The 14,155-nt window shown below is 74.3% G+C and carries 13 protein-coding genes; 4 read left to right on the forward strand and 9 right to left on the reverse strand.

The features are described from left to right. Window positions 1-263: 263 nt before the first annotated feature. The 9 genes from LIX60_RS18195 to LIX60_RS18235 all read right to left on the reverse strand — a co-directional run bounded on the left by LIX60_RS18195 (window position 264) and on the right by LIX60_RS18235 (window position 12,005). Complete coding sequence (locus LIX60_RS18195; protein ID WP_227959389.1) at window positions 264-2,243, reverse strand: ATP-binding protein; 1,980 nt, start codon at window positions 2,241-2,243, stop codon at window positions 264-266. Between the two features lie 129 nt (window positions 2,244-2,372). Beyond that, window positions 2,373-2,990: a histidine phosphatase family protein gene (locus LIX60_RS18200; RefSeq protein WP_227959390.1), complete on the reverse strand. Its 618-nt coding sequence runs from the start codon at window positions 2,988-2,990 to the stop codon at window positions 2,373-2,375. A 197-nt stretch (window positions 2,991-3,187) separates the two neighbouring features. After that, the gene (locus LIX60_RS18205) at window positions 3,188-4,264 is read right to left on the reverse strand and encodes a hypothetical protein (protein WP_227959391.1); all 1,077 of its coding nucleotides are present in this window, start codon (window positions 4,262-4,264) and stop codon (window positions 3,188-3,190) included. After that, window positions 4,261-5,910, reverse strand: coding sequence for a GMC family oxidoreductase N-terminal domain-containing protein (locus LIX60_RS18210; RefSeq protein WP_227959392.1), 1,650 nt, complete (start codon window positions 5,908-5,910; stop codon window positions 4,261-4,263). The genes LIX60_RS18205 and LIX60_RS18210 overlap by 4 nt, the downstream gene beginning before the upstream one ends. Beyond that, entirely contained in the window at window positions 5,907-6,668 is a 762-nt protein-coding gene (locus LIX60_RS18215; protein ID WP_227959393.1) for a DUF5987 family protein, read from the reverse strand. Before LIX60_RS18215 ends, LIX60_RS18210 begins: the two co-directional genes overlap by 4 nt. After that, window positions 6,653-7,369 (reverse strand): hypothetical protein, encoded by a 717-nt coding sequence (locus LIX60_RS18220; protein WP_227959394.1) that lies wholly within the window; start codon window positions 7,367-7,369, stop codon window positions 6,653-6,655. The genes LIX60_RS18215 and LIX60_RS18220 overlap by 16 nt, the downstream gene beginning before the upstream one ends. A 383-nt stretch (window positions 7,370-7,752) precedes the next feature. Then, on the reverse strand, window positions 7,753-9,093 hold the full coding sequence (locus tag LIX60_RS18225; protein ID WP_227959395.1) for a ferric reductase-like transmembrane domain-containing protein: 1,341 nt from the start codon (window positions 9,091-9,093) through the stop codon (window positions 7,753-7,755). A 232-nt stretch (window positions 9,094-9,325) separates the two neighbouring features. Then, on the reverse strand, window positions 9,326-10,798 hold the full coding sequence (locus LIX60_RS18230) for a hypothetical protein (RefSeq protein ID WP_227959396.1): 1,473 nt from the start codon (window positions 10,796-10,798) through the stop codon (window positions 9,326-9,328). 223 nt (window positions 10,799-11,021) lie between these two features. Further along, window positions 11,022-12,005: a hypothetical protein gene (locus tag LIX60_RS18235; RefSeq protein WP_227959397.1), complete on the reverse strand. Its 984-nt coding sequence runs from the start codon at window positions 12,003-12,005 to the stop codon at window positions 11,022-11,024. Between the two features lie 181 nt (window positions 12,006-12,186). Between LIX60_RS18235 and LIX60_RS18240 the strand changes: the two genes are divergently transcribed. The 4 genes from LIX60_RS18240 to LIX60_RS18255 are packed head-to-tail and all read left to right on the forward strand — an operon-like array spanning window position 12,187 to window position 14,150. Continuing rightward, on the forward strand, window positions 12,187-12,660 hold the full coding sequence (locus tag LIX60_RS18240) for an Asp23/Gls24 family envelope stress response protein (RefSeq protein WP_227959398.1): 474 nt from the start codon (window positions 12,187-12,189) through the stop codon (window positions 12,658-12,660). A 48-nt stretch (window positions 12,661-12,708) separates the two neighbouring features. Further along, entirely contained in the window at window positions 12,709-12,900 is a 192-nt protein-coding gene (locus tag LIX60_RS18245; protein WP_019711856.1) for a hypothetical protein, read from the forward strand. A 3-nt stretch (window positions 12,901-12,903) separates the two neighbouring features. Then, on the forward strand, window positions 12,904-13,311 hold the full coding sequence (locus tag LIX60_RS18250) for a hypothetical protein (protein ID WP_227959399.1): 408 nt from the start codon (window positions 12,904-12,906) through the stop codon (window positions 13,309-13,311). After that, window positions 13,308-14,150 carry a DUF6286 domain-containing protein gene (locus LIX60_RS18255; RefSeq protein ID WP_374117878.1) on the forward strand — a complete coding sequence of 281 codons (843 nt, stop codon included), beginning with the start codon at window positions 13,308-13,310 and terminating at the stop codon, window positions 14,148-14,150. Before LIX60_RS18250 ends, LIX60_RS18255 begins: the two co-directional genes overlap by 4 nt. The last annotated feature ends 5 nt before the right edge of the window (window positions 14,151-14,155 follow it).

The following is a 14,155-nucleotide window of genomic DNA, read 5'->3' on the forward strand; positions in this document are numbered from 1 at the left end:
CCCGGGGCCCCGAACCGCCCTTCGCCCTCCGCCGGTCCGAGAACCGAGCCCTGCCCCGGCGTCATCGGCCGCTCGTCGCGCCGAGCCCTCCGACCGTGCCGCCGGACCGTCTACGTGTCCCGGTCCCGGTCACAGCCGTGGGTCGGAAACCGGGACCGGCTCCGGGACGGCGGCGAAGACGATGCGAAGCGACCATGACCCCACCCTCGCAAGCAACTCCCACCCCCGCAGCCACTTCCGCGAACGGCGCGGACGGGAAGGGCTCACCGCGGAACGCTGTGCTCCCCCGGCCGTTGAGTCGGCAGGACACCCTGGTCGGCCAGCTTCGTCACCGCATCCGTGTGCTCGCGGATCAGGTAGTCCATGGCGTGCTGGCTCGTCGACTCGTACTCCAACTGCTCGCGGTAGAAGCGCAGCCGTTCCTCGAAATCCTGGATCACCTCGCCCCAGGTACGGACCCAGACCCGGTACGAGGGCTGGTCGACAGCGCAGCCGGGTGCGCGTCCGCGCTGGTGGGCCATCTGCCGGAGGTTGCCGTCCACGGTGTTCCCGATCAGCCAGAAATCCCAGGTGACGCGGGTGTCGCGGAACCGGTCATCGCCCATCACCGCCTGGGCGTAGCCGCTGATCTGCCCCAGCTCGGCCATGCCGAGGAGCACGCTCGGCCGCTTGAGTTCGACCACGAGATGGTGGCGCTCCCCCTGCCGCTGCCGGCTCGCGCGGGACAGCATGAGGTCGACGATGCCCTTCCGGCCGTCCGCGCGGAGCACCGGTTCGCACGACGGGGCCTCCCTGCCGAGCAGGTGGCAGTGGCGCCGGAGGACTTCGTTCAGGCTGCGGTCACTGACATGCAGCCCGTACTCCTCGCCGAACACCCAGCACTCGTTCTCGAGGATGCGGTGGAGTTCCGTGCGCTCCTTGACGCGGCCCTTGGCCTCGGGGTCGAAGACGAGATGTTCGAGCGCCGCCAGGAAGTCGAGCCTCCCCGAGGCTTTGGTGGACGCCTTGATGAGGGAGGTGAGGGGCGTGCGGTCCAGGAGACGGGAGAGTTCCTCCTGCTCCTGCTGGGTCAGGGAGAAGACATCCTCGACGATCCGGAGCACATCGCCCGGCTCATGTGTCAGGACGGACCGCAAGAAGGCCAGTGTCATCCTGCGCGTCCGCTTGTACTGGGGGAGGTGGCGGACCACTGTCGTCGCCACGGCGTCGAAGGTCTCCCGCTCGGCGCGCTCTCGGTTGTCGGTCGGCTCCCCCTCGTAGGGATAGATGCCGTCCGTGCGCCATTCACTCACTAGTTCGCGCCGGCGTTCGTCGGCCCGGTCGCGGAAGTGGGCCCGCATGCGTTGCCGCGCGGCCGCCACTACCTCGGCCGTGGCGCCGTCCGGCAGCCAGTCGGCGAAGGTGAGGTCCCCCGCTTGGTCGTCCTCGAACCCCGGCCAGGAGAGGTAGGCCGTGAAATGGAAGCCGGGGGCTTGGATTTCGGGTTTGAGCTGGGCCACGGACATGCCGCGGCCGTCGCACAGGATGAGGGCGCGGGAGACGGGGCGGGCCCACTCGATCAGCTTGAGCTGGGCCGGTCCGTAGGCGCTGCCCGTCCCGGCCGGCAGGTCGTAGGCCGCGACATGGATCTGCTCCGAGGACGGGTCGAGTCGCCGGCCGTCGTACTCGATGTGGATGTCCGGGTAGGCCTCCAGGTGCAGGGCGAACGCGGCGGTGAGCGTGGACATCGCCGTGCTGTCGGTCAGTTTGTGCAGCTCCTCGCCGCCGAATGCCTCGAAGACGGTTCCCGTCGAGCCCTCCGTCGGCTCGGGGTCACTGACGTCGAACTCGTCCATGGAGGTTCGGCCGGATTCGATGACCACACGCTGCCGCCCCTGTGGGCCGTCGCTCACGCTGGTCCACCGCACCTCGCTGCCCAGGGCGAAGGCGCGGACCCGGCCGCGGCCGTTCTTACCGTGCAGCCTGCGCTTCTTCTCCGGGCTGACCTGGGCGTACCTCTTCCACGACACGCCGATGTGGCGGAACCGGGCGTCGCAGTGCTCGGCGGCGATGCCCGTGCCGTCGTCGGCGACGGTCACCCGGGCCACGCCCCCGAGTTCGTTGCGCTCCAGTTCGACGGCCACATGCTCGGCGTCGGCGTCCAGAGCGTTCCAGATCAACTCCTCCACGGCACCCACGGGATTGCGCAGCCGCGCGAGTTCCGCGACGTGATCCCGGCCGATTGTCAGACGCAGCTTCACCATCGATGCGTGCCCTTCCCCGTGGTCCCGTGTCCGTGCGGGCGGGAAGGCCGGTGCGTGGGTCTTCTCCCCCCACGGGTTACAACTCGGATGTTCGGAACAAGTCACTGGGAGTTCCCGCACGGTGTGGTCTCAGAGGCGCAGCTCGGCCGGGAAGCCAGTCCACCGCAGCTCGGGCGGCAAGTGCCCCGTGTCGTTGTGGAGGAGCACGGAGGCCGGGCGGTCCGGGGCGTAACGGATCACCGTGAGGGCGGCGTTGGCGTGGTTCAGCCCGATCCAGCGCCAGTCGGGGGCGTCGAGGGCGGCGCGGACCAGCCAGCCGATCAGGAAGGTGTGCGTGACGACCAGTTCGTGGCGCGGTTCGGCACCGTCCACCGGCCCGGTGAACCGCCGGAGGGCTTCCCGGGCCAGGGCCGGTCCTTTCTCCCGCTCCTCCGCCGGGAATCCGGAGAGTCGGTCGAGCAGGAGCTCCGCGGAGTCCGGCGGCAGTTCCTCGCGGCGCGGGACGTGGGGCACGTAATCGCCGGCCGGCTCACAGCGGTGCACGGGAACGCCGTCCACCTGTGCGGCGATCAGCCGGGCGGTCTGGGCCGCGCGGGGCAGCGGGCCGTGGTGGATCACCGAGACCGGGCGGCTCCGCAGCCGTTCGCCGAGAGCCGTCGCCTGGCGGCGGCCGTTCTCGGTGAGGGTGCTCTCGTCCGGCGACGCCTCGCCGTGCCGGGTCAGCCAGAGGTAGCGATCGGCCGCCATGTCGCTCTCCCGGGGGATGGTGATGATCTCGCCTTGACGGGATGGACGCGGCCCTCCTCGCCCCGGTTGCGGTTCGGGAGCGGAATAACGCTCCGCCGCTCCCTCCCCGGTTCCGTCGGCGGGGAGGGAGCGGCGGCTCGGTCAGGTGTACGGCTGCGAGGTTCGCTCCGTTCGGCCGGACACCGACCGCTTCGGGGTCACGGCCGCTCGCCGACCTCCGCGTGCGCCGTGTGGTCCAGGGACCAGCGGTGTTCGGTCTCCCAGCGGGAGCCGGTGCGGCGCTCGGCCACGACCTCCGCGCTCGCCCGTTCGCTGTTGGTGCAGGTAGCCGTCGCGCCGTCCGGATCGGTGTACGAGAGGGCGACGCAGTCGGCCGGGTCCTGGCGGACCTCCACCCGGAGCCGGCGGCGGCCCGCCCGGCCGGTCACCGTCCACTCCGGCAGGCCGATGTCCGCCGTGAAGCGCGGCGCCGCGAGCAGCGGGTCGCGCGGCCAGTCCTTGCCGCCCAAGCGCAGTTGCAGCAGGGGGAGGGGCGGAAGCAGCCGCATCCCGGGGCGGCGGGCCACGGCCGCCACGATCTCCAGGACATCGCCGCCGCCCAGACCGGCGTGGAGCCAGGCCCAGCGCTTGGCGTTGCCGTGCCCGGCGATCCGGGCCACCCCGCCCCGCGCGCCCGCCAACTCCAGCTTCTCGCCGCGCACGTCCACCTCGCCGTAGAAGCGGGCGTCCGGCACGGGCACGATCTGCGCGGCCGGGAGCAGCCCCGTCCGCCACGCCCAGCGCGGGAAGGTGTACAGCGGTGCGCCGCCGCCCTCCACCACGCGCAGCCGCCAGCGGATGCCGCCCGCCGCCCCCGCCAGCAGGCTGCTGGAGGCGTGGACTTCGGGGGAGGTGTAGTACGGGACGGGGGTGTCGGCCACCGGCAGGGTGGCCCCGGGCGACTCCGGGCCGAAGCGTTCCGTCACCGGCGGGCGGCCGTCCGCCGGGAAGACGGAGATCCAGCCGTGCGGGCGGGCCGGACCGCCGTCCGCCGGGGCGAGCACCTCGTGGTGGATCCAGACACCTGTTCCGGTGCGCGGGTCGGTGAGGGTGGCGTACCAGACCTCCAGGCGGCCGGACTTGCCGGTGAGCCGGGGCCGGTACAGCCGCTCCAGCGCCTCGCGGCCCGCCGTAGCACGCGCGCCCGAGCCCGAGCCCGCGCCCGAGCCCGCGCCTGTACCCGGGCTGCCCGGGCCCGTCCCTGCGCCCGTCCCCATGTCCGCTCCGCCCTTCATCGTCCGCTCCCCTGCAGTGTCCTGAGCGCCGCGTCTCGCGCCGCCGTCCCGCCATCCGGGGACGGCGCCCCGTACCGCACATCCACCCCCGCCTCCGCCGCCCGTTCCACGATGGACGGGCAGGCGCGCTCGGCCAGCGCCGCGACCGTCAGCGAGGGGTTGACGCACAGCGAGGTCGGGACGGCGGAGGCGTCCGTCACGAACAGGCCCGGGTGGCCGCGCAGTTCGTTGCGGTCGTCCAGGGCGGACGTGGCCGGGTCGTCGCCGATCCGGCAGGACGACAGCGGGTGCGCGCTGACCGACCCCGCGAACCCGCTCCACGGCCGTACCCGCGCCAGCCCGTCCTTCTCCAGCACGGCCCGCGCCTCCTGGTCCGCCTCCGCCCAGCCGCGCAGGGTGTTGGCGTTCGGCCGGTACCTCAGCGTGGACAGGCTCAGCGAGGAGGCGAGCCGCACGGCGGCGCCGGTGGGCGGCGGCGGGCCGAACACGCCTTCGTTGTCGTCCTCCGTCATCGCCAGGACGGAGAGCCAGGAGCGCCAGCGCGCCCGCAGCGCCTTCTTCTCCGTGCCGAACCAGCTCGTCGCCGGGTCGTCCGTGGCCTGCGCCAGGACGTTCGTGATGCCCGGGAAGTAGATCTGCTGGAGCGAGAAGCGGCTGAACTCCGGGGCCTCCGGGTCGAGCCGGTCGTAGGACATCGAGCCGATCGGCTTGCCGACGGGGAAGCCCTCGTACGGGACGCCCGGCGCCCGCTCCAGTCCGAGCAGGTCGCGCACCTTCGTCTCGTCCACGTCGGCGATGGACACCCGGTCTCCGTTGCCGGAGAAGTGGCGCCCCACCGCGCGCGGCATGGAGCCCAGCAGGGCGGCCGACCGCCGGAGGATCACCGGGGTGGCCATGGCACCGGCCGCGACGACCACGATCTTCGCCTCGATGAGGCCCGCGCCGGCCGGGACGCGGTAGTCGGTCCCGTCCAGCACGCTGTACGCGACCCGGTAGCGGTAGCCGGGCGTGACGGCGGGGGCGATGGTCTGCACCTCGTGCAGCGGGCGCACCTCCGCCCCGGCCGCCGTGGCCGCGGGCAGGTAGTTGAGCAGCATGGAGCGTTTGGCGTCGAAGCGGCAGCCGTTCAGCATCCAGTTGCAGTCGGTGCAGGTGGCGAGGTCGACGGCGAGCGGGACGGGGTTGCAGCTGCGCCCGGCCCGGTCGCAGGCGGCCGCGAACAGCCCGCCGGGGTACGGCACGTCGTCCCAGCTCTGCCGGGCCACGGGGATGGCTTCCTCGACCCGGTCGTACCAGGGGTCGAGGGCGTCGCGGGTCAGCGCGGCCGGCCACAGGCGGCGGCCGGGGCCGCCCCGGCGTTCGAAAACGAAGCCCGGGGCGCGGAGGGAGGCGGCGAAGTAGACGACGCTGGAGCCGCCGACGCAGTTGCCGGCGACGACCGTGATGCCATCGCCCTGCACGAGGTCGACGGCGCGCGTGTAGCCGCCCATCCGCAGGTCGTGGGCGAAGTCCTGCGCGCTCAGCTCGGGCCCGCGTTCGAGAACGGTGACCTTCGCCCCGCCCGCCGCCAGATGGTAGGCGGGAATGGCACCGCCGAAGCCGCTGCCGATGACAAGGACGTCGGTGCGTTCGATGGCGGTCGTCATGCGGGGTGGCCTCCCGATGTGGTGCGCGGGTGGGTGCGGGCGAGTTCCCGGCCGTAGCCGGACTCCGGGAAGCGCCAGAGGCCGTCCGCGTCCGGAGGCGGGAACGCGCTCCAGGCCAGGCCGGGATGGCGCTGCGCGACCGCGTCGGTGGTGTGGAGGTGGGCCGCGGTGTCGAAGGCCAGCGAGGAGAAGAGGGCGAGCAGGACCCAGAGCTTCTGGTCCGCCGCGCCCGGCTCGAGCAGTTCCGCGGCGAGGGCGGTGCGGTCACGGAAGCCGAGACCGGCGAAGGCGGAGCCGACGACCGGCAGCAGGACCCGGCCCTTGCGCAGCGCGTACGCCACGGCCCGGGTGTCCAGCAGTTCGGCCAGGACCGGCAGCAGCGGCGCGAGTCCCAGCTCGGGCAGGCACAGCAGTTCGACGGTTCCGGCCTGCACGGCACCGGGCCCGGCGGCGGCGCCCGCGACGGCACGGTCGCCGGAGTGGCGCTTCTCGCCCGGGACCATGGTGTCGGCGAACGCCTCCAGGGCGGTCCGCCACGCACTGATGTCCGGGACGGCGGCGGGTCCGGTGGCGAGCGCGGCGGCCGGCCCGGCGGCCGAGGCCCGCGCGGGGGCGGCGACCGCACCGGTCTGCAGCGCGGCGACGGCACCGGCCAGCCCGAGCACGAGCTGCCGCCGGGTGGGGCGGCCACGCTCCGCCGTCCCGCCCGGTGCCCCGCCCGGCCGTGGCACGATCGGCCCGTTCACCGCGTCCGCCACGCACAGGACAGGCTCAGCGGCAGCTCGACCTTGACGCCGAGGGAGGCGCGCCGCAGGGCGTCGGCGAGCGCGGGATCGTACGGGCGGAGGGCGTCGGCCGCCTCCCCGCCCGTGGCCGGTGCCCCGGCGACCGTGATGTTGCGGGCCTTGAGCGCGGCCTCGCCGGACGACTGGTCGAACCAGTAGCTGCCGTCCCAGCCGACGAGGGCGGGGCCGCCCGGGTGGGTCTGGACGCTCCAGTGGTCGATCTGCCAGTAGCGGCAGGCGGGGACGGCGAGGGCGAAGCGGGCGGGCTCGGCGAGCAGGAAGCGCAGGGCGCCGCCGTTGCTGACGGTGATGTCGCGTTTGGCGTACTCCACGCAGACCGGGTCGGTGCCGATGAGGCCGAGCGGCGGGGTCTCGCCCTCGCCGTACCGGTGGAAGGTGCAGGCGTCGGCGAAGGCGGGGTCGGTGTAGCCGCCGAGGCCGACGCCCAGCGGGACGGTGCTGCCCGTGGCTCCGGCGGTATCGGCGGATGCGGCAGTACCGGCCATGCCGGTGATCTCGGTGATCTCGGTGAGGTCGGCGACATCGGTGAGGTCGGTGAGGTCGGCAGCGGCGGCGGGCGCGGCGGGGAGCGCGAAGAGGAACAGCGCGGCGCTCAGCCCGGCCACGGCGGCGCGCAGGCGTACGGGGGAGACGGCGCGAGATGGCGTGGGCACGGCAGGGACCTGCTTCCCGTCGGTCGGGATGTGCGGGGCGAGGGACGGAGGTGGGGGCGGGGTAGCGGAGGCGGGGGATTCCGGCCACCGGTAGCTGGTTACCGCCGGTTACCGGGCCTGCATCCTGATGTCCCGGCGCTCGCCGCGCAACCCCTCCGCCTCCGCCTCCACAAACTCCACCCGACTCCTGACCTGCGGCTCCCGACTCCCGGCTCCCGACTCCCGGATCGGGGCCCCGGCTCCGGGCTCCCGGATCCCGAGGCCCGCCCCCCGGCCCCGTCCTCAGGCCGTCCGCCGCGTCGCGCCGTCCCCGAGCGCCGGCGGACACACGTCCGCCGTCCGCAAGACCGGCGTCCGTCCCGGAGGCGTGGCCGCTGTCCGCGTCAGGCCAGCCCGAACCTCTCGGCGTGCACCTGGCGCGCCGGGACCTTCAGGTCCCGCAGGCCGGACAGGACGGCCGTGGTCATGGCGGGCGGGCCGCAGACGTACACGTCGCGTTCGGTGATGTCCGGGACCAGCCGGTGCAGACTGTCCGGGCCGAACGGCGGGGCGCCGCCCTCGCCGGTCCTGCCGGTGAGCAGATGCAACCGTCCGCCCCGCAGCGCGACCAGCTCGCGCACCTCGTCCAGCAGCACGGCATCGGCCTCGCTGCGAACCCGGTACAGCACGACGATGTCGCCGGTCCCCTGTTCCCCCAGCAGTGCCCGCACGGGCGTGATGCCCACGCCGCCGGCGATCAGCACGGCGCCGGGCCGGGTCCGGTGGAGCGAGGTGAACGCCCCGTACGGTCCCTCGACGAAGACGCGGCTGCCGACCGGGACGTTCCGCAGGCCGGCGCTGGTGCCGCCCGCCGCCTTCGCCGTGAGGCGCAGCCCCTCCCCGTCGGGCGTCGCCGACAGGGAGAAGGGGTTGGCCGTCCACCAGTGGTTGTGCCCGGGGAACCGCCAGATGCAGAACTGCCCGGCCCGGGCGGGAAGTTTGCCGAGGTGCCGGCCGGTGACGTACACGGACACCGCGTGGTCCGACTCCGGCACCACGGCCGCGACGCGGAACCGGTGGTGGGCATTGCGCCACAGCGGCACGGCGACACGCCCGGCCAGCAGAGCGCCGAAGGCGAACAGCCACAGGGCCCACCAGTAGGCCGTCGCGAACGCGGAGGAGGTGAACGTCTTGGTCTCCAGCAACTGGTGCACGAACGACAGGCCCAGGGCCACGTAGAGCAGCAGGTGCAGACCGTGCCAGACCTCGTACCGCAGCCGCCGCCGCAGGGACCGGGTGGAGACCACGGCGATCACGAGGATGACGGCCGCGGCGAGTATGCCCAGCAGGGAGGCCGGCACCCCGCTCAGGGCGAGGAACGTCTTCCCCATGGAGGCGTCGTCGAGTGTCGCGTAGCCGAGCACCACCAGCGTGGCGTGGGTGAGGACGGTCCACACCAGGGAGAAGCCGACCCAGCGGTGCCACACCGTCAGCCGGTCCATCCCGATGCGGCGGTCCAGCCACGGCAGCCGGGCCACCAGCAGCAGTTGGCAGAGCATCAGCAGGGCCGCGTGCACTCCGAAGAACTTGGCGACCGTGAGCACCCCGTTCTTGCCCGGACCGGCGCCGAGGAACAGCGCCTCGACGATCACCACGTTGACGATGACGCAGGTCCACATGGCCCAGCGCGCCGCGTCCACCGGAGCCACGCCGCCTCTCCGCACCGCGTTGTTCACTGCCGCCATGTTCTCCCCCATCCCCTGCGGCCGCGGTATGCGCGGCCCGTGTACCGGAATCCCGTGAAGACCGAGAGCTTCTGTACGCACACCTCGGTCATATACGGATACGGGGCGCGGGCCGGGCCCGTTCACGCCGGAACCGCCGAATCCCGCGGGCAGCGTTCGGTGCGCTCCGCGGCCCGGCCGCGCCCCCTGCCGGCGGCCCCACCGCCCGGACCGGCCGGCGACCGGGTGCCTCCTACTCCACGTGGACGCCGGTGTGGTTGGCGAGGACCGCGCCGAAGCGGGAGCCCGCGGCCGGGATGCCCAGGTCCACCGGGTTGAAGGCGGCCGAGCCCGTGGCCGTGAGGCCGGAGGCGGTGCCGCGCAGGGACCAGACGGCGCCGGTGCCGTTCTCCTCCGGCGCGGACGCGGCCAGTTCGGCCCTGCCGTCCCGGGTGACGTCCAGGAGACGGACCGCGTCGCCGAAGTGGTCGCCCGTCTCGGCGATGCCGGGAATCCCCTGCGTGTCCTGGTGGAAGGCCTGCGCGCCGGTGCCGGTGAGGCCGCCGGAGCCGCCCTTGAGCAGGACCACGGCTCCGGCCCCGCTCCGGTTGCCGATGGCCTCGTAGGGCACGGCCGCGGCGAGGTCCGCGTAGCCGTCGCCGTTGGCGTCCCCCGCGGAGAGGCGGGCGCCGAAGTTGTCGCCCTTCTCGCCCGTGCCCGGGACGCCCGGGGTGTCCTGGTGGATCGTCGTGACGCGGCCGGTGCCCGGTCCGGAGGGGGTTCCGTAGTGGACCCTCACCGTGCCCGCGTCGTCGGGCAGGTTCTCGACGATGTCGCCGGGGACCACACGGGTCGCCAGGTCGCCGATGCCGTCCTTGTCGAAATCGCCGGTCACGGCGGTGGCCGCGGAGGGCAGCGCGGCCGGGACCGTGGAGAGGCCCGAGGCGGTGCCGCGCCAGAACTTCCCGCCCTCGGCGTGGTTCTGGTACGCGTAGAAGGTGGCGAGGTCGTCGATGCCGTCGCCGGTCATGTCGCCCGCGGCGATCGCGGAAATGCTGTTGTCGGTGCTGAAGAGGGTGAGGTTCCGCACGCCCGCCGGTTCCCCGGCCCGGCTGAACGGGCCGCGGAGTACGGAGCGCACGTCCCAGTCGGGCCCGTACTCCAGGAAGAGGTCGGCGTTGCCGTCGCCGTCGAAGTCGCCGCCGGTGAGGTTGGAGCCGACGCTCCAGTGCATGCTGTCCGCCGGTGCCTTGAGGACGGCCGAGCCGTCACCGCTGAGGCCGCCGGTGCCGCCCCACAGCACCGTCACCATGCCGCGGCTGCCGGTGCCGGCGACGTTCTCGCCCGCGCTGTGGACGGCGAGATCGGTGATGCCGTCCCCGTCGAGGTCGCGGGCGATCAGTTTCTCGCCGAAGCGGTCGCCCTCCTCGGGGGTGCCGGAGATGCCCGCGCTGCTCTGCGTGAGATACCCGCGGGAGGAGGTGTCGGGGCCGGCCGCCGAGCCGTAGGTGATGACGACGTACCCGGCCTGCCCGTGCCCGGAGACCGTGGCGTCGGGGGCTCCGATCGCCAGGTCCTGGTAGCCGTCGCCGTTGAAGTCCTCGCCGGCGGACGCGGCTGCCGCCGGCGACTGCCGGGCCCCGTCGGCGGCCTGGGCGGGAGCTCCGGTGAGGGCGGCGCCGAGACCGAGGGCGGCCAGGACGCACAGCGCGTGCGGGCGACGCATGATTCCTCCAGGAGCACCATGGCGGGACGGGACGGGGCGAGGCGAGGATCCACACGGTGAGACCTGCGGTACGGCGCGAAGGTTGTGCGCCGGAGGAGGCGGCGTCGCGGGGGGCGCGTGAGCGCCCCCGGCCCGGGGCGTGAACTCCCCTGCCGGGCACGGGCGTTGTGGCGGCGGGCGGCGGGCGGCGGGCGGTCCGGCGGGGTCCGGCCGGTGGCGCCGGTCAGCCCGGCGGGGTCCCGGCCGGTTCCACCGCCGTCACGAGGACGGTGACCGTCACCGGACCGGGGGCGTCGCCCTCCGCCGCCCCGGCCACCGCCGTGCGGACGGCCCGGGCGACGTCGAGGGCGCGATGGTCCTCGGCGGTGGCGAGCTGGATCCGGACGTGCCGGCTCGGGGGATCGTCGCCGTCCTTGATCCGTACGGCTTGGGCGAACCACCGGCTGGTCTGTTCCGCCGGCGGCTCCGGAACGGGGGCGAGGCGGGTGACGCCGGGCACGGCCGTCACGGCGTCGGCCAGCTCCGCGGCCGGCTCCCGCACGGGCACCGGGCCGGGTGAGGGGTGCGGCGTCGGGCCCGGCGACGGGTGCGGGGAGCCGGAGACCGGGGCCGGTCCGGCGCCGTCGGCTCCTGCCGGGGCCGGACCGGAACCGTCGGATCCGGGCGGAGGCGTTCCCGTGCCGGCGGCTTCGGCCGGGTCCGGACGCCACTCCGCGAACCGGGCCGCGGACGGGTCCGAGGCCCGGGCCGAGGCCCGCTCCCCGGCCCGGTCCGGGGCACGGTTCGCAGCCCGGTCGTCCGCGCGGGCGGGCTCCCCCAGCAGGTCCGTCACCCGCAGGTCGATCTCGGCCGTCGGCAGCCCGAGGCGTTCGGTGGCCGCGGCGAGCAGCGCCCGGCGGAGCTCCCCCGCGGTGCGGGGCAGGGGCTGCCGGGCCGACGCCGAGAAGTCCGCCTCGATCCGCAGCGGTTCCGGCCGCAGCGCGGCCCGGTGGGCCCCGGCAGCCGGCTCCGGCGCCGCCTCCGGTACGGCCAGGCGGATTCTCACGGCGCCGAGCTGGACACCGTCCACCCGGGCGGACGCCCGGTTCAGCACCGCACAGGCGGCGCGCTCGGTGATCCACGCTCCGTCCCCGGGCCCGCCGAGGGGCAGGAGAAGGCCCGGGCCGAGCGGGTTCCGTCCGGCCTGCGTCCATCCGTCGGCCGTCATCGGCCACCACCTCTTCCGTACCGTGCCGTGTCCAGACTGCCGGAACCGGGTCCGTGCGGCCGCTCGCGCCGCTGGTCCGGCGGGCCGGGTCCACCGTATGCCCGCACAAGGAGCATCTCGCGCAGAACGGCCTTAACGTGGAAAACCGGGAGGAATCCGTTCCAGGAAGGGATCACCGGCCATGACGGAAACGGCACAGAAGAGCAGGCCCGACACCTCTGGCAAGGAGACCGCGGGCGGCGGGTCGTACACCGCCGACGGCGGGGCGCGCGGCAAGACGAGCGTCGCGGACAGTGTGGTCGAGAAGATCGCCGGGATGGCGGCCCGTGATGTGGACGGCGTGCATGCCATGGGCGGCGGCATCACCCGGGCCTACCACGCGGCGCGGGAGCGCGTGCCCGGGACGACCAAGTCCGTCTCCCACGGAGTCCGGGTCGAGGTGGGCGAGAAGCAGACCGCGATCGATCTGGAGATCGTCATCGACTACGGGGTCTCGATCTCGGACGTCGCGTCGTCCGTGCGGGAGAGCGTGATCTCCGCCGTGGAGTGGATGACGGGTCTGGAAGTCGTCGAGGTGAACATCTTCGTCAGCGACGTGAGTCTCCCGGGCGAAGAGGAAGAGCAGACAGAGCAAGAGCAGCCACGGCTCCGTTAGCCGAACCCCGCGGAGCGCGGAGAAGGCGATGAACGCGAAAGAGGCACGATGAGCATGGCCATGGTGGGCCTGGTCGCCGGAATGGCGCTCGGCTTCGCAGGGTACTTCGGCGGCTTCGGGGCTTTTCTCCTCGTGGCGGCGCTGGGCGCGGTCGGATACGTCGCCGGGCGGTTCGCGGACGGCGATCTGGAGCCCGGCGACTTCTTCCAGTCCCGTGAGCGCCCCGCCCGGCGACGGTGAACGGTGGCACAGCCGCAGACCGCAGCCCCGGCGGTACCCGCACATGAGCGAGGGGCGACGCGTGTCGCCGACCGGGTCGTCGCGAAGATCGCTTCGCGGGCGGCCCGTGAGGCGCTGAGCGGATTCGACGCGTCCGCTGCTCTCGTGACTCCCGGCCGTACGGCACCCCGCGCGCGAGCGTCCGTACGGCCCGCGTTCGGGCGGGGGCCGTCGCTCGGTGACGCACGCCTGCACATCGGGGTGGAACTGGGCTACCCGTCCGACATCGGCGCGCAGTGCGGGGCGGTCCGCCGCGTCGTCACCGAACGGGTCGGCGGGCTGGCGGGCATGAAGGTCCATGACGTCGTGGTCACGGTCGAGCGGCTGCACTCACCCCACACGCGGGGCGAGGGCCGGGGGAGGGTGCGATGAGCGAGCGGGAGCCGGGGCCGGAGCGAGGGCGGGAGCCGGGACCGGAGCCGGCCCCCGGGCCGCCGCCGGCCGGCGACGCCGGGCCGTCCTCGTCCACGGCGGCGGGCGGGACCGCACCGGGCGGGACAGCAGCGGGCGGATCGTCGGCCGCCGCCGGACGGGGCCATGGGCGCTCCGCAGGGCGAGCCGACGGCGGGACGGGCGCCGGGACCGGCGGTGGCATCGGCGGAGGGACCGGCGGACCAGCCGAGGGGCGGGCCGGGGAGCGGATCGACGGGCACGCCGGGGGACGGGCCACCCACCGGTTCTGGTCCACCCGGCGCGTGCCCGCCGCCATCGTCGCCGTGGTGGCTGTCGCGGGCACCGGCCTGCTCCTGTACGACGTGGCCGCCGTACGGGCCGGCGGGCCGGCGATGCGCTGGCGGCGCGTGCTCGCCGACGAACTGGCGACCCGGCCGCTCGACGACCGCTGGGTGCTCGCCGGCGCCGCGCTGGCGGCGGCCGTCGGGCTGTGGCTGCTGATCCTCGCGGTGACCCCCGGCCTCCGCGACCTGCTGCCGATGCGGACCCCGGCCGGGTCCGGCGACGTACGGGCCGTACTCGGCCGCTCCGCAGCCGCGCTCATCCTGCGCGACCGCGCCATGGAGGTGCCGGGCGTCCAGTCGGCCCACATCCGCGTGCGCCGCCGCCGGGTCAGGGCCAGGGTGACGTCCCACTTCCGCGACCCCGGCGACATCCGCGCCGACCTGGACGCGGCCCTGACGGACGGGGTGCGGCAACTCGGTCTCGCCCGGCGGCCCTCGCTGTCCGTCCGCGTCCACCGCCCCAGGAAAGGGTGACACCA

Source organism: Streptomyces sp. S07_1.15 (assembly GCF_020739505.1).
GTDB classification, from domain to species: domain Bacteria; phylum Actinomycetota; class Actinomycetes; order Streptomycetales; family Streptomycetaceae; genus Streptomyces; species Streptomyces xinghaiensis.